This window comes from Amycolatopsis sp. A133 (assembly GCF_031082405.1).
Taxonomy (GTDB): domain Bacteria; phylum Actinomycetota; class Actinomycetes; order Mycobacteriales; family Pseudonocardiaceae; genus Amycolatopsis.
In genome coordinates, this window is sequence record NZ_JAVHJU010000062.1 from 167,602 (window position 1) to 183,575 (window position 15,974).

15 protein-coding genes are annotated in these 15,974 nt (G+C 72.6%); 5 read left to right on the forward strand and 10 right to left on the reverse strand.

The window, feature by feature from the left end; all coding sequences use genetic code 11:
• Positions 1-207: 207 nt before the first annotated feature.
• Positions 208-1,398, reverse strand: coding sequence for a cytochrome P450 (locus Q5425_RS38025; protein ID WP_308677246.1), 1,191 nt, complete (start codon positions 1,396-1,398; stop codon positions 208-210).
• Between the two features lie 196 nt (positions 1,399-1,594).
• On the opposite strand from Q5425_RS38025, the gene Q5425_RS38030 reads away from it, so the two are divergent.
• Positions 1,595-2,305 (forward strand): SDR family NAD(P)-dependent oxidoreductase, encoded by a 711-nt coding sequence (locus Q5425_RS38030; protein WP_308677247.1) that lies wholly within the window; start codon positions 1,595-1,597, stop codon positions 2,303-2,305.
• On the opposite strand, the gene Q5425_RS38035 is transcribed toward Q5425_RS38030, so the two are convergent.
• Entirely contained in the window at positions 2,302-3,582 is a 1,281-nt protein-coding gene (locus tag Q5425_RS38035; RefSeq protein WP_308677248.1) for a 6-phospho-beta-glucosidase, read from the reverse strand. The two genes, Q5425_RS38030 and Q5425_RS38035, sit on opposite strands and share 4 nt — an antisense overlap.
• A 161-nt stretch (positions 3,583-3,743) precedes the next feature.
• Between Q5425_RS38035 and Q5425_RS38040 the strand changes: the two genes are divergently transcribed.
• Positions 3,744-4,769: a carbohydrate kinase family protein gene (locus Q5425_RS38040; RefSeq protein ID WP_308677249.1), complete on the forward strand. Its 1,026-nt coding sequence runs from the start codon at positions 3,744-3,746 to the stop codon at positions 4,767-4,769.
• Positions 4,770-4,782: 13 nt separating this feature from the next.
• Here Q5425_RS38040 and Q5425_RS38045 read toward each other — a convergent pair whose 3' ends face one another.
• Positions 4,783-5,637: an alpha/beta hydrolase gene (locus Q5425_RS38045; protein WP_308677250.1), complete on the reverse strand. Its 855-nt coding sequence runs from the start codon at positions 5,635-5,637 to the stop codon at positions 4,783-4,785.
• Positions 5,638-5,738: 101 nt separating this feature from the next.
• Between Q5425_RS38045 and Q5425_RS38050 the strand changes: the two genes are divergently transcribed.
• Entirely contained in the window at positions 5,739-6,293 is a 555-nt protein-coding gene (locus Q5425_RS38050; RefSeq protein ID WP_308677251.1) for a CGNR zinc finger domain-containing protein, read from the forward strand.
• Positions 6,294-6,482: 189 nt separating this feature from the next.
• Here the strand turns inward: Q5425_RS38050 and Q5425_RS38055 are convergent, their stop codons facing one another.
• The 5 genes from Q5425_RS38055 to Q5425_RS38075 all read right to left on the reverse strand — a co-directional run bounded on the left by Q5425_RS38055 (position 6,483) and on the right by Q5425_RS38075 (position 11,685).
• Positions 6,483-7,238 (reverse strand): SDR family oxidoreductase, encoded by a 756-nt coding sequence (locus Q5425_RS38055; RefSeq protein ID WP_308677252.1) that lies wholly within the window; start codon positions 7,236-7,238, stop codon positions 6,483-6,485.
• A 59-nt stretch (positions 7,239-7,297) separates the two neighbouring features.
• On the reverse strand, positions 7,298-8,125 hold the full coding sequence (locus tag Q5425_RS38060; protein WP_308677253.1) for an SCO6745 family protein: 828 nt from the start codon (positions 8,123-8,125) through the stop codon (positions 7,298-7,300).
• A 9-nt stretch (positions 8,126-8,134) separates the two neighbouring features.
• Positions 8,135-9,349, reverse strand: coding sequence for an aspartate--tRNA(Asn) ligase (gene aspS / locus Q5425_RS38065; protein ID WP_308677254.1), 1,215 nt, complete (start codon positions 9,347-9,349; stop codon positions 8,135-8,137).
• A 310-nt stretch (positions 9,350-9,659) separates the two neighbouring features.
• On the reverse strand, positions 9,660-10,859 hold the full coding sequence (locus Q5425_RS38070; RefSeq protein WP_308677255.1) for a cytochrome P450: 1,200 nt from the start codon (positions 10,857-10,859) through the stop codon (positions 9,660-9,662).
• 97 nt (positions 10,860-10,956) lie between these two features.
• On the reverse strand, positions 10,957-11,685 hold the full coding sequence (locus Q5425_RS38075; RefSeq protein ID WP_308677256.1) for an SDR family oxidoreductase: 729 nt from the start codon (positions 11,683-11,685) through the stop codon (positions 10,957-10,959).
• A gap of 272 nt (positions 11,686-11,957) precedes the next feature.
• Here Q5425_RS38075 and Q5425_RS38080 point away from each other — a divergent pair, with 272 nt between their 5' ends.
• Both Q5425_RS38080 and Q5425_RS38085 read left to right on the forward strand, forming a co-directional pair.
• Entirely contained in the window at positions 11,958-13,529 is a 1,572-nt protein-coding gene (locus Q5425_RS38080) for a discoidin domain-containing protein (RefSeq protein ID WP_308677257.1), read from the forward strand.
• Between the two features lie 77 nt (positions 13,530-13,606).
• On the forward strand, positions 13,607-14,230 hold the full coding sequence (locus Q5425_RS38085) for a class I SAM-dependent methyltransferase (protein ID WP_308677258.1): 624 nt from the start codon (positions 13,607-13,609) through the stop codon (positions 14,228-14,230).
• Positions 14,231-14,385: 155 nt separating this feature from the next.
• On the opposite strand, the gene Q5425_RS38090 is transcribed toward Q5425_RS38085, so the two are convergent.
• Together Q5425_RS38090 and Q5425_RS38095 are read right to left on the reverse strand one after the other, a co-directional pair.
• Entirely contained in the window at positions 14,386-15,402 is a 1,017-nt protein-coding gene (locus tag Q5425_RS38090) for a S1 family peptidase (RefSeq protein ID WP_308677259.1), read from the reverse strand.
• A gap of 152 nt (positions 15,403-15,554) precedes the next feature.
• Positions 15,555-15,851 carry a GNAT family N-acetyltransferase gene (locus Q5425_RS38095; RefSeq protein WP_308677260.1) on the reverse strand — a complete coding sequence of 99 codons (297 nt, stop codon included), beginning with the start codon at positions 15,849-15,851 and terminating at the stop codon, positions 15,555-15,557.
• Positions 15,852-15,974: the final 123 nt, after the last annotated feature.

Sequence of the window (15,974 nt, forward strand, 5' to 3'; positions counted from 1 at the left end):
GCCAACCGGGAGCGGCATTCGGCGCAGGTGCGCGGGCGCGGCTGAATGCGGCCGCGCCGGCAGAATCCGCCAGTCCGGGCGCCCCTCCGGCAGCCCAGGCCGCGTGGCCGTGGTCAGCGGGCACGGCAGCGGTTTCGAGCGTCGCGAATGACTCATTCGGGACCCCGGACGTCCGAATGAGTCATTCGCGGCACCAGCCGCGGCCCGTCACCCTGCCCAGGACACCGGCACCGCTTCGGGTCCGCGCACCGACAGCGGCGGCCGCCAGGCGATCGTCTCCGGCGGCACGGCCAGCTCCAGCCCGGGCAGCCGGTCCACCAGCGCGCGCAGGGCGATCTCGCCCTCCAGCCGGGCCAGGGCCGCGCCGAGGCAGAAGTGGATGCCGTGGCCGAAGCCGAGCTGCGGGGCGTCCTTCCGGCGGATGTCGAACTCCGTCGCGGCCGGGAACACGTTCTCGTCGCGGTTCGCGGCCCCGACGTGGGCCAGCACCGCTTCGCCGCGCCGCACCAGGACCCCGCCCAGCGACACGTCCTCCAGCGCCACGCGCAGCAGCGACGAGTCCACCGGGCCGTCGTAGCGCATGATCTCCTCGACCGCGCCCGCCGTCAGCCCGGGGTCGGCGCGCAGCGCGGCCAGCTGCTCCGGGTGCCGGCACAGCAGGACGACCCCGCACCCGATCAGGCTGACCGTCGTCTCGTGCCCGGCGAGCAGCAGCTGCGTGGCGAGGTCGATCAGCTCCGGCTCGGTCAGCCGGTCGCCGTCCTCGTCGCGGGCGTGCACGAGGGCGCTCAGGAAGTCGTCCGCCGGCTCCGAGCGCTTCGCCGCCACCAGCGCGGCCATGTCCTCGGCGCCGTCGCGCCGCGCCTGCTCGACGTCGGCGGGCGCGTGCTGCATCGGCGTCACGATCACCCGGGACCACCGCCGGAACCGCTCGCGGCCGTCGAACGGGACGCCGAGCAGCTCGCACATGACGGCCGTCGGCAGCGGGAAGGCGAACTGTTCGACCAGGTCCGCCGGCGGGCCGGTGGCGATCATCGCCGCCAGGAGCTCGTCGGCGATCTGCTGGATCCGGGGCCGCAGCGCGGCGATCCGGCGGACGGTGAACGCCTGCGCCGACAGCCGCCGCAGGCGCGTGTGGTCGGGCGGGTCCATGTTCAGGATGCTGTGCTCGCCGGTCGAAAAGTCACCCGGCTCGATCAGGCACGGCGCGCCCGGGTACAGCAGGTTGCGGCTGAACCGCGGATCGGAGAAGACCGTGCGGACGTCGTCGTAGCGCGTCACCAGCCAGCCCTCGTGCCCGCTCGGGAACACGATCCGGGACGCCGGCGGGTGCCCGGCGTAGATCGCCCCCATCGGAACGGCGGGATGGTCCTTCTCGGCGGGATAGGCAGCGGTCATGCCGCCGATGATGAGCGCCGGTCCCGGCGTCGCGGAAGGCGAAGGCGCGCAGGAAACCCGTCCGGACGCCGGAAACCGCCCGGACGGCCGCACGACCGGTCACAGTCCTTTGTGGACACCCAGGAAAAGTTGACGCGACCCTCAAGTTGTGGCTAAGTTGAGGGCAATCTCAAGTTTCTTCGAGAAGGAGGTTCCCTTGCCGAAAGTGCTCGCCGTCCTGGGCGTCGGTCCCGGGCTCGGCCTGTCGGTCGCCCGCCGGTTCGGCCGCGAAGGCTTTACGACGGCGCTGGTTTCCCGCACCGACGCCCGGCACGCGTCCTACCGCGCGTCGCTGGCCGGGATCGAAGCCCCGACCTACACGGCCGACGTGACCGACGAAGCCGAGCTCCGCGACGTGCTCGTCCGCATCACGGCCGACGCCGGCCGGATCGACACCGTGTACTTCGGCCCCGCCGACGCCACGTCCGGCCCGGGCATCACCCCGCTGCCCGAAGCGGGTGCCGGCACCCTGCGCGCGACGTTCGATTCCGTCGTGTTCCCCGCGGTGAGGCTCGTCGAAGCCGTGCTGCCGGGCATGCTGGAGCGCGGCTCGGGTTCGCTGCTCTTCGCCGGCGGCTTGAGCGGCAAGTACCCGATGCCGATGCTCGGCAGCCTGGCCCCGGCGTCGGCGGCGCTGCGGATGTACGTGCTGACGCTGCACGCCGCCCTGCAGGAAACGGGCGTCCACGCGGGGCTCCTGACCATCGGCGGCCTCATCGAACGCGGCGACATCCACCGCGTGTTCACCTCGCAGGACCACGGCTTCACCGTGGGAACGCTCGATCCGGACGACATCGCCGAGAAGGCGTGGTCGCTGTACGTCGAGCGAGGGGCCGAGGCGGAGTTCAACACGATGGCCGCGGTCTAAGCGAGGTAGGACAGTTCCGGGTGCGCGGCGACGTAGGCGTCGAGCAGCCGCCGGGCGACCGACACCGAGTCGACCAGCGGGTGCAGGGCGAACGCCCGCAGCGCCGCCGCCCGCGAACCCGTCGTCGCCGCTTCGATCGCCGCCCGTTCGACGGCTTTGACCGACATCACCAGGCCCAGTGCGTGGTCGGCCGGCGGCGCGGCGGCGATCGGGCGGGCGCCGGTCGCGTCGACGGCGCACGGCACCTCGACGACCGCGTCGCCCGGCACGCCCGGGAGCGTGGAACCGTTGCGGACGTTGAGGATCAACGTCGTGCGTTCGTCGTGCGCGAGGGCGCGCATCAAGGCCAGCGCGACCTTCTCGTAGCCGCCGCCTTCGAGATCGTCTCGCTCCCCTTCGCGCAGATCGGCCATGTACGTCGCTTCGCGCTCGAGGCGCGTGCGTTCCCACGACGCCAGCGAAGGTTCCGCGTAGAAACCGCGTTGCTGCTCCAGCAGGAACGCACCGCGCGACGCCGAACCGGCGGCCTCGCGGGCGAAGTAGTAGTAGTGCAGGTATTCGTTGGGGATCGCGCCGAGCGCACGCAGCCAGTCCGCGCCGAAGAGCCGGCCCTCCTCGAAGGACTCGCACGCGGCGGTGTCGGCGAGCAGCCGCGGCAAGACGTCCTCGCCGCCGACGCGGACCGAGCGGAGCCAGCCGAGGTGGTTGAGCCCCGCGTAGCCGAACCGGGCCGTCGCCGGGTCGATCCCGAGGGCCCGGGCGACGCGGCGGCACAACCCGGCCGGGGAGTCGCAGATGCCGATCACCCGGCCGCCGAGGTGCGCGGCCATCGCTTCGGTGACCATCCCGGCCGGGTTGGTGAAGTTGATGACCCACGCGCGGGGCGCCAGCTCCCCGATCACGCGGGCCAGGCGGACCGCGACCGGCACCGTCCGCAGCCCGTAGGCGATCCCGCCCGCACCGACCGTTTCCTGGCCCAGCACGCCTTCCGCGTGCGCGATCCGCTCGTCGGCCCGGCGGCCGCGCAGGCCCCCGACCCGGATGGCCGAGAACACGAAGTCCACATCGGACACCGCGGCGGCGAGGTCGGTGGTGGTGCGCACCCGCGGCGCGTCGGCGGCTCCGGCGGCTTGCTCGGCCAGGACGCGTTCGATCGCGGCGAGGCGCCCGGCGTCGACGTCGTGCAGGACGAGTTCGGTGACCCCGCTGCCGTCCAGCAGCGCCCCGTGCACCAGCGGCACGCGGAACCCGCCGCCGCCGAGGATCGCCAGCCTCATCGCGGGGCCCTTCCCTCGCCCGGGTGACCGCCGTGCCGCATCCGGCGACCCTAGCAGCCGCCGGTCGCGCAATCCGTGGCCGAAGGGGCCCAGCTCTTGCGGATCGCGCGCGGCTGACGCAGGCTCGGGCCGACCGTCGCCTGACCGGAGTGGAGGTGCCCGTGCCGGCCGAGCCCGCACCCGACATCGATGTCTTCCTGTCCGGGCTGCTGTTCTTCGACCTGGTCTTCACCGGGCTCGAACACCCGCCGGCGCCGGGCACGGAGGTGTGGACGGGCGGCATGGGCTCGGGGCCGGGCGGGATCGCGAACTTCGCGGTCGCGCTGAGCCGCCTCGGCCTGCGGACGTCGCTGGCAGCGGCGTTCGGCACCGACGTCTACGGGCGTTACTGCTGGGACGTGCTGGCCCGGCAGGAGCGCATCGACCTGTCCCGCTCGCGGCGCTTTCCGGAGTGGCACTCGCCGGTGACCGTCTCGCTGGCCTACGCCGGCGACCGCGCGATGGTCACCCACGGCCACCCGCCGCCCGTGCCGGTCGCGGAGCTCGCCGGTTCGCCGCCGCCGAGCCGCGCGACGGTGGCCCACATCGGCCTCGACACGGCCGAGTGGGTTCACTCCGCACACCAGTCGGGCAGCCTCGTGTTCGCCGACGTCGGCTGGGACCCGTCGGAGGCCTGGTCGGCCGCGCTGCTGGAGCAGCTGGCGTGCTGCCACGCGTTCCTGCCGAACGAGGTCGAAGCGATGCGCTACACCCGCACGGACACACCCGAGGCCGCGCTGGCCAGGCTGGCGGACCTGGTCCCGCTGGCGGTGATCACCCGCGGCGGCGAAGGTGTCCTGGCGGTGGACGGGACAACCGGCGAGACGGCGGCGGTCCCGGCCCTCCCGGTGGACGTGCTGGACGCCACGGGAGCGGGCGACGTGTTCGGCGCGGGCTTCGTGGCCGCGACGCTCACCGGCTGGCCCCTGGTGGAGCGGCTGCGGTTCGCGTGCCTGACGGCCAGCCTGTCGGTCCAGCACTTCGGCGGCGCGCTGGCGGCACCGGGCTGGCACGAGATCGCCCAGTGGCACGCGCGGACCCGCAGCCCGGAGTACGCGTTCCTGGACGAGGTGCTGCCGTCGGAGACGGTGGCCGGCACCCGCCGCGGCCCGGTGACCCTCGGCTTCGGCGACGACAGCTGGCGCTGACGTCCCGCGGCGGTCAGCCCGGCAGCACCCGCCCGAGGAAGCCGCGCAGGTACCCGGCGATGGCGTCCAGGTGCGTCTCCAGCGCGAAGTGGCCGGAATCGAGCAGGTGGATTTCGGCCTCGGGCAGGTCGCGGGCGTAGGCGCGGGCGCCGTCGGCGACGAAGATCTCGTCGTTGCCGCCCCAGACGGCCAGCAGCGGGACCCCGCTGCTCCGGAAGTACTCGTGGAACTTCGGGTACAGCCCGATGTTGTGGTGGTAGTCCGCGAGGAGGGCCTGCTGGATCGCCGCGGCGCCGGGCCGGTCGAGCAGCGCCTGGTCGTGGATCCAGACGTCCGGGCTGACCAGTGACGGGTCGGGCACTCCGTCGAGGTACTGCGCCTTGGTGGCCTCGAGGGTGACCATGGCGTGCAGGTCGTCCTCGCTCAGCGTGCCGGCGGCCAGCTTCTGCGGCAGCCCGGCGCCCAGGCCCTCGACGTAGGCGTTGCCGTTCTGCGTGACGATCGCGGTCACCCGGTCCGGGTGCGCGGCCGCGATGCGCAGGCCCACCGGCGCGCCGAAGTCCTGGATGTAGAGCGCGAAGCGGCCGAGACCGAGCTGGTCGAGCAGGCCGAGCGTGAGGTCGGCAAGCCCGTCGAAGGTGTAGGTGAACTCGCCGACCGGCGGTGCGTCGGACCCGCCCGCGCCCAGGTGGTCCGGCGCGACGACGTGGTAGCGGTCGGCCAGCGCGGGGATGAGGTGCCGGAACATGTGCGAGCTCGTCGGGAACCCGTGGAGCAGCACGATCGTGGGCGCGCCGGCGGGGCCGGCCTCCCGGTAGAACAGCCGGTGCCCGGCGACGGTGGCGTAGCGGTGATGCACGGTGATCACGGTCGTCTCCTCGCGTCTCATGGATACTTTTTCATTTATCCATGAGACGCGGTAGGCTGTCAACGGTCGGGGACACTGGGGACGGACTTCGGGAGGCGAACGTGGTCACTGCGGCACCCGGCGAGGAGCGCTCGCTCGCGCTGGCACTGGTCAACACCTCGCGCTCGACGGCGGACGACCTGGCCGCACCCGGCGACGCAGCTTCGTGGCTAGGTGACCACGGGCTCCCGGCGGCGGTGACCGGCACGGACGGGCTGAGCCGCCTGACGGACCTGCGTGCGGCGGTCCGCGAGCTCCTGGCGGCGCTGGCGGAAGGCCGCGCGCCGGAGGCCACCGCCGTGGACGCGGTGAACGCGGCCGCCCGCGCGGACGCGGCCGCACCCCGGCTGACGTGGCACGCAGGACCGTCACGCGAGTGGCACAGCACTCGCCCGGAAAGCCTCGACGCGGCGGTGGCGGCCCTGGCCCGCGACGCGATCGAGGTGGTGAGCGGAGACCTCGGGCCGCTGGTGCGTCCGTGCGAGGCCCACGGCTGCATCAGGTACTACTTCAGGGAACACGCCCGCCGCCGCTGGTGCTCGACAACGTGCGGCGACCGCGTCCGCGCGGCCCGCCACCACCGGTTGCTGGTCGAGCAGCGCGAGGGATCCCGCTAAAGCGCCCCAATGTGGCGTTGGTTGCGTTGAATCGGCACTGCGGCGCGAAGCGCCTCCGTTGAGGGTGGTGGCGGGGGCATGGATGGAGCACCGAACGCCACATTGGGTGCGCTGGACGCACCGAACGCCACATTGGGGCGCTTGGGTCCGGTCGGGTCCCGGCCTGGCTCGGGACCTCGGTGATCGGCGCTAGTCGACCAAAGCGCCGCAGCTGACGTTGACCGTGGCCGCCGTCATCGAGGCCGCCCGGTCGGAGGCCACGAACGCCGCCACCGCGCCCACGTCGGCGAGCGTCGCCGCGCGGCCGAGCATCGTCTTGCCCGCGATGTTCTCCTCCAGCTCCGACCGGCCCGGGAACCCCGCCGGGAGGGTCTCCGGGATGCCGCCCGTCCGGAGCGTCACCGTGCGGATCCCGTGCGGGCCCAGCTCGGCGGCCAGCTGGCGGCGCATCGCCTCGAGCGCGTGGAACGCCACCTGCAGCCCGCCGACGGCGAACTCGCGCACCGGATCGCCCGCGCCGCCGAAGAACAGGATCGCCCCGGACCGCTGCCCGATCATGTGCCGGGCCGCCGCGCGGGCGGTCAGGAACTGGGTGCGCACGGCGGTCACGACCGGGCGCTCGTAGTCCGCGAGCGCCATCTCCACCAGCGGGGTGCCCTGGACGTCGCCGTGGCCGATGAGGTTGAACGAGACGCCGATCCCGCCGTCGGCGGCGACCGCGGCGGCGTGCTCGTCCACCGCGCGCTCGTCGAGGGCGTCGACCTCCGCCGCCTCGGCCCGCCCGCCGGAAGCGCGGATGCGGGCGGCGACCTCGTCCAGCCGGGCCCGGGTCCGGCCGGCGAGGAACACCCGCGCGCCTTCCCCGGCGAAGGCGGTGGCGACCGCGGTGCCGATCCGCCCCGCTGCGCCGTAGACGATGGCGTTCTTGCCGTCGAGCAACGTCATGGAATCCTCCCGAGGGTCCGATTGCCCCTGCGTCGAACGGGCCGGCCCGGAATCGACGCTCAGGGCCGCGGGACACCCATCGGGTTCGGCACCGGGACGACGCCGCGGTCGATCACCGCCCGGCTCACCGGCACCGCCAGCGCCAGCAGCCGCTCGAGGTCGTCGCCCAGCGCCTCGACCGGCGCGGCCGCCAAGCGGTCCGTGTCCTCCTCGACCCGGCGGCGCAGCGCACGCCCGGCTCCGGTCAGGCGGCCGTCCGCGCCGAGGAGCCCGCGGCCGCGCAACCGGCCCACCGCCGCGTCCCACTGCGCGTCGGACCAGCCGCGGTGGGGCTGGACGTCTCCGCGGCCGATCACGCCGTCACCGATGTGGGTGAGCGTCGTCTCCAAGCCGCTCAACCCGGCGTGGACCGCCGCCAGGACGTGGCCGTCGCCGCGGTGCTCACGCAGGATCGTCGCCGCCAGCCACAGCCGCGACAGCGGGTCCGCCGGCTCCGGCACCGCCGCCCACGCCGCCGCGAGCGGGCGCCCGTCGAACCCGCACGCGCCCACCGCCCGCCACAGCAGCGCGTTCAGTTCCGAGACCTCGCCCGCGACCCGGCTCAGCGCCGCCGAGACCGCCTCGAGCCGCGAGCCGACGACGGTCTCGGGTGACGCGAACGACCACGCGTCCGGCAACGCGCGCGCCACCATCGCCGGCGCGAAGCCGAACAGCACCGCCGTCGCCGGCCCGGGGCCGATCGGGCCCAGCGGCGCCAGCCGGCCCGCGAAGTACCCCATCCAGTAGCCGCGCAAGCCGGCCGCCTTCGCCGCTTCGGCCGTCTCGGGCGCGAAGTAGACGACGGCGTGCAACGGTTCCACGGCCGCCCAAAGCCGGCGAGCGGTCATTGCTGCTCCTCACGGGGTCAGCCGGTGCAGGTCGCGCGGGAACAGCGTGACCTCCCGGACGTTCGCGGCGCCGAGCAGCCGCGCCGTCCAGCGTTCCAGACCGATCGCGAAGCCGCCGTGGGGTGGCATGCCGTGCGCGAAGGCCTGCAGGTAGTCGGCGTACTCCGGCGCCGCTTCGCCCAGTACCGCGAGGTAGTCGGCGTGCCGGTGCAGGCGCTGGCCGCCGGTCACCAGCTCCACCCCGCGGAAGAGCAGGTCGAAGCTGTTCGAGTAGCCGGGCCGCGCCGGGTCCGGGTGGGTGTAGAACGGCCGTTTCGCCATCGGGTAGCCGGTCACGAACAGGAAGTCCGACCCGTGCTCGCGCCGCGCCCACTCCGACAGCGCCCGTTCGTGGGCCGGGGCGAGGTCGGGCTCGTCCGCCGGGGCGCCCACGAGCGCCAGCGCGGCCGGGAAGGGGATCCCGGGGATCTCGGCGGGCACGGTGACCAGCGCCGGGTCCGCCATCCCCGCGAGCACGTCCCGCAGCACGGCCATGACGTCGTGGTGGTCGCGGATGAACCCCAGTTCGACGTCCAGGCTGGTGTACTGGGCGAGGTGCCGGGCGGTGTCGTGCGGCTCGGCGCGGAAGACCGGGCCGACTTCGTAGACGCGTTCGAACACGCCGACCAGCGCCTGTTTGAAGAACTGCGGCGACTGGGCGAGGTAGGCGGGACGGCCGAAGTAGTCGATCCCGAAGACGTTCGCGCCCGACTCGGTCGCCGACGCCACGATCTTCGGCGTGTGCACCTCGGTGAAGCCCAATCCGTCCAAAGTGGACCGAAACCCGCGCACGGCGGCCGCGGACACGGCGAACCGCTCCTTCAGCGCGGGGTGGCGCAGGGCGACCGGGGCGTGGTCGAGGATCGTCGGCAGCGACGCGGTGACGGCCGGCCGGTGGAGGTCGAACGGCGGCTTCACGGCTTCCGCGAGCGTCTCCACGACGGGCTCGGTCAGCTCGACCCCGCCGGGCGCGCGCGGATTCGCCGTCACGGTGGCGTGCACCTCCACCACGGTTTCTTCCGGTGGCGCAGCTCCGCGCACGACGACCTGCGCGAGCCCGGAACGGTCCCGGACCACGACGAACGTGACGGACTTCAGGCGACGCCGGCGGTGCACCCAGCCGGCGACGCGGACGCGCGCGCCGACGTACCGGGACAGATCGGCGGCCAAGACACGAGAACTCATCACCCTCCCAACGCGGATCCCTCGGGAGTGCGGGCGATCAGGGGAATCGCGGTGCCACCGCACTTTCACCGCCGGTGAGGCGGCCTCTTCGCGGCCCGGTGACGGGGGCCGGCCGGCGGGGCATGGGGCGCGGACGCCGTTCCTCCCCGCACTCCGGAGGGTCTTCGCCACCGGGCACGGGACCGCCTTCCCAGCTACCGGCGGCTCTCTGGACCCGTGCGCTCCCGGGACTACTCGTCTCCATCAGCGCGTTGCCGACCACGGTAACCGCCCGGCCGCGAAGACGCCCCCGGTTTTCCGGCTGGCACAGTCAGCCCCAGGCCACCGGCAGCTCCCGGACCCCGTAAACGAGCGTGTTGTGCTTGTACGCCAACCCCTCCCGCGGCACCGCAAGCCGCAGATCCGGCACCCGGCGGAACAGCCGCGTCAACGCCTCCTGCAGTTCCACGCGCGCCAGCTGCTGGCCGATGCACTGGTGCGCCCCGAAGCCGAACGCCACGTGGGTGCGCGGGTGCTCGCGGTGGAAGTCGAGCTCGTCCGGTTCCGGGAACACCCCGCCGTCGCGGTTCGCCGAATTCAGCGCCGCCACCAGCCACTCCCCCGCGCGCACCGCCCGCGACCCGACCCGGACGTCCGCAGTCGCGTACCGCAGCACGCCGAACTGCACGACCGACAGGTACCGCAGCAGCTCCTCCACCGCCCGTTCCGGCTCGGCCAGCACGACGTCGCGCTCACCCGGGTGCTCCAGCAGCACCAGCGTGCTCAGCGCGATCATGTTCGCCGTCGTCTCGTGGCCCGCCACCAGCAGGCTGAGCCCGAGCACGACGAGCTCCTCCATGGTCAGCGGGTCGTCGGCACCACCGGAAATCAACCGGCTGAACAGGTCGTCCTCCGGATTCCGCTGCTTCTCGGTGAACAACGCGGCCAGATAGCCCGAAAGCTCGTCGTACGCGCGCTCGCCTTCTTCCCGCGTCGCGTCGGTGCTGACCAGGGTCGTGCTGTGCTGCTGGAAACGCGAGCGGTCCGCGTACGGGACGCCGAGCAGCTCGCAGATCACCAGCGACGGGATCGGCAATCCGAAGTCCTGCACCAGATCCGCCCGGCCGGGCTTCGCGAGCATCGCGTCGAGGTGGCTCTCCACCAGCTCCTGGACGTAGCCGCGCAGTGCTTCCACCCGCCGCACGGTGAACTCGGCGATCACCTTCTTGCGCAGCCGGGAATGCGCGGCGCCGTCGAGCTGGATGATCGAGCCCGGGCTGATCTCCTGGTCGAGGTCGGCGTTCGGGTTCACGTGCACCGAGGACGCACCGCGCGAGCTCATCGTGCGGTCGGCGAGCACCGCGCGGACGTCCGCGTAACGCGTCACCAGCCAGGCATCCATGCCCGCCGGGCACCGCACCTTCGACGTGGGCGCGGTGTCCCGGAGGGTGGCGTAGTTCCCGGGCGGGTCGAACGGGCAGCCGTCCGGCCGGGTCGTCGGCAGGGCCGGGGTTGCGGGTGCGACCGTCACGGCGGATCACCTCTCTCTTCCGGTGGGCTCAACACTTCCACCATGGAGAGGACCGCGGCCGCCGTGGGCCGGCCGCCCCACTTGCGACCCGGATGGCCTAGCGGGCGCCGTACGCGCCGCCGTTCACGTGCACGACCTGTCCGGTGAGGTGCGCGGCTTCCGGCGCGGCCAGGAACCGCACGGTGTCCGCGATCTCCTCCGGACGACCGGCGCGCCCGTTGAAGGCCACGGAGATCCGCGATTTCAGCCATTCTTCGGTGAGCGTGCCGTGGAAGAACTCCGTGTCGAGGACGACGCCCGGTGCCACGACGTTGGCCGTTCCGCCGGCGCCCAGCTGCCGCGCGAGGTCGGTGTTCCAGGCCTCGATGGCCGCCTTGGCCGCGCCGTACGAGCCCGAGCCCTGCTTCGCCGCGATGGAGCCGAGGGTCACGACGCGCACGTTGTCCGCGAAACGCGGCTTCAGCGCCGCGGTGACGAGCACGGCGGAGAGGACGTTGGCTTCGAAGTTCGCCCGCCACGCGTCGGCGAGGCCCGGCAGGTCGCCGGGCGCGGGCGCCTCGCGCACCCGGTCGGTGTTGCCGCCGGCGTTGTTGACCAGGACGTCCACCCGCCCGGGCAGCTCGGCCAGCGCCGTCTGCACGGCCGCCGGGTCGCTCGCGTCGAAGGCCACCGCCCGCGCGCCGATCTTCTCCGCCGCCGCTTCGAGGACGTCCTTGCGGCGCCCGGTGACGGTCACCCGCTCGCCCGCCGCCGCGAACCGGGCGGCGATCGCCAGCCCGATGCCGGTGCCGCCCCCGGTGACCACGATTTCCCGCTGTTCGCTCATGGCGCCATCTTCGCCGAAGAAAGCCCTTTCCCACCGGATTTTCCCACCGAGCGGGACACGGAACCCCCGTTCGTTAGGAAACTTTACGAATAGGCTTGACGCGCCGCCGGTCCCCCGGCGAACCTGGAGCCACGCCGCAGTTGCCGATCCGGCCGAAGGTAGGCCGCCCCCACGCGGCACGCAACCGTTGCCGCGAAGTCATTCGGCCGTGACTGCGGCCGGATTGGCAACGATCGACACAGCATCGTCCGCCCAGTCCTCCCGGAGGCAGCATGACCCGGCGCGTGCTCGTGCTCGTCGTGACCCAGTTCCTCGCCATGGCCACCGCGCTCGCCGTCGGCGCGAGCGCGAGCGCGGCCACCACCCAGCCGACCTTCCTCACCTTCTACGGCTGGTGGGACAACACCCCGCCCGGCGGGGACATCGCCTACCCGCAGATCCACGACACCGCGGGCGGCAAGGGCACCTACGCCGACCCGATCACCTTCGCCACCAGCAGCGACGAACTGAAACCGGGCACCAAGGTCTGGGTGCCGCGGGTGAAGAAGTACTTCATCATGGAGGACGGCTGCGACGAGTGTTCCGACGACTGGAACAGCCAGGGCCCGAACGGCGGACCCGGCCTGCGCCACATCGACCTCTGGCTCGGCGGCCGGGGCGGCAGCGCCTTCGACGCGATCGACTGCGAAGACGCGCTCACGCACTACAACCCCGACAACACGCCGGTCATGGAGCCGGTCGTCGTCGACCCGCCGTCGAACGAGCCCTACGACGCCACACCGATCTTCGACACCGGCACCGGTGAGTGCTACGGCGGCGCGCAGCCGAACACCACGGTCGGCCAGTACCGCAACAACTCCACCGGCACCTGCCTGGAAGCCCCGAGCAGCGGCAGCACGCTGAAGGTGGCCGCCTGCAGCGGGAGCGCGGCACAGCGGTTCACCTTCCACGGCGCCTTCCTGGTGATCGACGACCGCTGTGCGGGCATCTCCGGCAGCTCGATCGTGCTGCAGACCTGCACCGGCGGCCCGGCCCAGCAGTGGTCGATCAACCCGGACGGCACCATTTCCGACATCCAGTCCAGCACCAAGTGCTTCCGCGCCTCGGGCACCACGCTCACCGCGGGCAGCTGCTCCGGCACGGCCGCCCGCTGGACGTTCACCCCGGCGAGCACCTCGGGCCTCAGCGTGACGCCTTCGTCGGTGTCGGTCGCGCCGGGTGCTTCGGCGACGGCCACCGTGACCTCCACCGACGCCGTCACGCTCTCCGCGAGCGGGGCTCCCGCAGGTGTGACCGTGTCCTTCTCCCCCGCGTCGGTGCCGGCCGGCGGGTCCTCGACCGTCACGGTCGCCGCCGCGGCCACCGCGGCTCCCGGCTCGGCGACGATCACCCTGACCGGCGGGACGAAGACGGCTTCGCTGGGCGTCACCGTCACCGGCGGCTCGGAAGCACTGCTGTCACAAGGCAAAGCTGCGACGGCGTCGTCCACCGAGTCGTCGTCGTACCCGGCGAGCGCGGCCTTCGACGGCAACCTGACCAGCACGCGCTGGGCGACCGAGGAGGGGAGCAACGCGGAGTGGCTGCGCGTCGACCTCGGCGCGACGAAGTCCGTCAGGCACGTCAAGCTGAGCTGGGAAGCCGCGTACGGGAAGGCGTACAGCATCCAGACCTCCGCCGACGGCACGACCTGGACGACGATCTACAGCACCACGACCGGCAACGGCGGCACCGACGACCTCACCGGGCTGTCGGGCACCGGCCGGTACGTGCGGATGAACGGCGTCACGCGCGGCACGTCGTACGGCTACTCGCTGTACGAGCTGCAGGTGTTCGGCACCGCCTGAGTTGCCGAACCGGCAACGAAGTTTGCCTTATCGGGGACGTTGTCCGCATGCTCGGGGGACGTCCTTGAGGAGGAACCATGCCGCACGAGCACCCGATGAACGTCGACGCCATGCTCAAGCAGGACTTCTGGGAAGCGCTCTACCAGCGTGACGAGCACCGGATCTGGAGCGGGAACGTCAACGTCAACCTGCGCGCCGAGGTCGAGGGCCTGAACCCCGGGCACGCGCTCGACCTCGGCAGCGGCGAGGGCGGCGACGCGATCTGGCTGGCCAAGCAGGGCTGGACGGTCGACGGCGTCGACATCTCGACCACCGCGCTCGCCCGCGCGGAAGAAGCCGCCGCCGAGGCGGGCGTGACGGTGAACTGGCTGCACCGCAACATCCTCGAGTGGCAGCCGGAAGAGCAGTACGACCTGGTCTCGGCGCAGTACATGCACCTGCCGCCGGACCTGCGCCGCGACGTCTTCACGGCAGCCGCGGCGGCGATCCGGCCGGGCGGCTCGCTGCTGGTCGCCGGGCACTCGCCGAAGGCCATGCGGCAGTTCGACGGCCAGAAGCCCCCGGAGGAGCTGTACTTCGAGCCCGAGGAAATCACCACCTACCTCGGCGACCCCTGGAAGTGGGTGGTCGAGACGTGCGAGACGCGCGGCGAGGGCCACCACACCGACGCCGTCTACCGCGCCCGCCGCCTCGAAGCCTGAGTCGCACTTTCCCTACGAAAGTGCCGCCCCAGGGCACCCAAGGCCGAGCTTTCACGTGAAAGCTCGGGTTTGCGGCACAAAGTCGAGCTTTCACGTGAAAGCTCGGCGGGGGCCCGCTCACTCCCCAACGGCAGTGAGCGGGCCTTCGCTTCGGGTCAGGCGAGATCGAGGCCGTAGGCCTGGAGCTCCAGGGTGAGCGGGTAGAAGTAGCTGGTCACCGTGTCGCCGCCGGAGAGGGTGCCGAGGCCCTTGGCGCCGTCGTACGCCGGGCCGCCGGAGTCGCCGTGGTCGGTGTGCGCGGTCGTGCCGAACTCGTGGTTGAGCACGCCGACGTCGAAGTTGACCGACTCGTCGACCGAGGTCACTTCGCCGCTGCCACCGCCGGTGGTCGAGCCCTGCTTCTGCATCTGCTCGCCCACGGTCGGCGTCGCCGCACCGGTGATCCGCTGGCCGGTGTTGATCTCGCCGGGCCCGGTGCCGTTCGGGCGGGTGAGCAGGCCGGAGTCGGCGCCGGGGCAGTCGCTTTCGACGACCTGCGCGCCGGAGACGTCACCGCCGGACCAGGTGCCGCCGAGGTTGGTGCAGTGGCCCGCGGTGAGCAGGAACGGCGAGCCGCCGCGGGTCACGTTGAAACCGAGCGAGCAGCGGCCCTGGCTGTTCTGGATCGCGTCGCCGTCGGCGATGTACAGCTCGAGCTTGCCGGTGCGGTGCTCGACGCGGACGCTGTCGCCGTACTTCGCCGCGGCCGCGGCGACCTTGCCGGCGGTCTCCTTGCTCGCCGCGTCGTAGACCTTCACCACGACCTGGTTGGTCTTGGTGTCGATGCCCCACGCGGTCTGCGGCACGTTCTTCACCGCGTCCAGCTCGTTCTTGACGCCGGTGAGCGCCGCGAAGGTGTGCTTGACCTTCTTCGCGGTGAGGCCGGCGGCCTGCACCTGCCGCACCGCGGCGTCGTCGACGACGTTCACGACGGCCTGGCCGTTCTCGAGGTAGATGCCACCGGACGCGGCGCCGAGCGCGTCGGCCACCTGGGTGGCGTGGGTGATCGCGTGGGCCTGCAGCTCCGCGAAGGCCAGCGGGGACGCGGTGGCCGCCGAGGCGCAAACGCCGCTGGTCAGCGCGGCGGCCGACAAGACGGCGAAGGTCTTGCGGGCGGTCTTCCGGGGAGTCATCAACTTCCTCCAGGGTGGGCGTTCGAAGCCGGTGCCGACACTTTCGTTGCCGGGCAACCAACGCACTACCGACGAAGGTTGGTTAATAACCAAGCGAACCGGACATACCTCTCAGACCACCCCGAACGGCCTAGCGCGGCTGCCCGTCCGGCCTACTGGTGCGGCCAGCGGACGTGCTCGGCGTAGCCCGGGTGCTTCTTCAGGTACCCGGCGATGAACGGGCAGACCGGCACGATCGTCCGGCCCCGGGCGACGACGTCGTCGAGCGCGCCGGCCGCCAGGACCTTGCCCAGGCCCTGCCCGGAGAACGCGTCGTCGATCTCGGTGTGGGTGAACACCGTCAGCTCGCCCCGCCGGTCGTACGCGGCGAAGCCCGCCAGCTTGTCCCCCGCCCACAGCTCGTAGCGGCTCTCGTCCGGGTTGTCGGCCACGCGGTTTTTGTCAGTCATCGGTTTTCTCCTCGATCGGGTACCGCCACCATCGTGCGACGCCCGGCCGCGGCGTGCCGACCGGGCCGGACGCCCGCTGGGCCGGGCGGGGGACGCGTCCGGCCCGATCGTGTGCATCCGCGC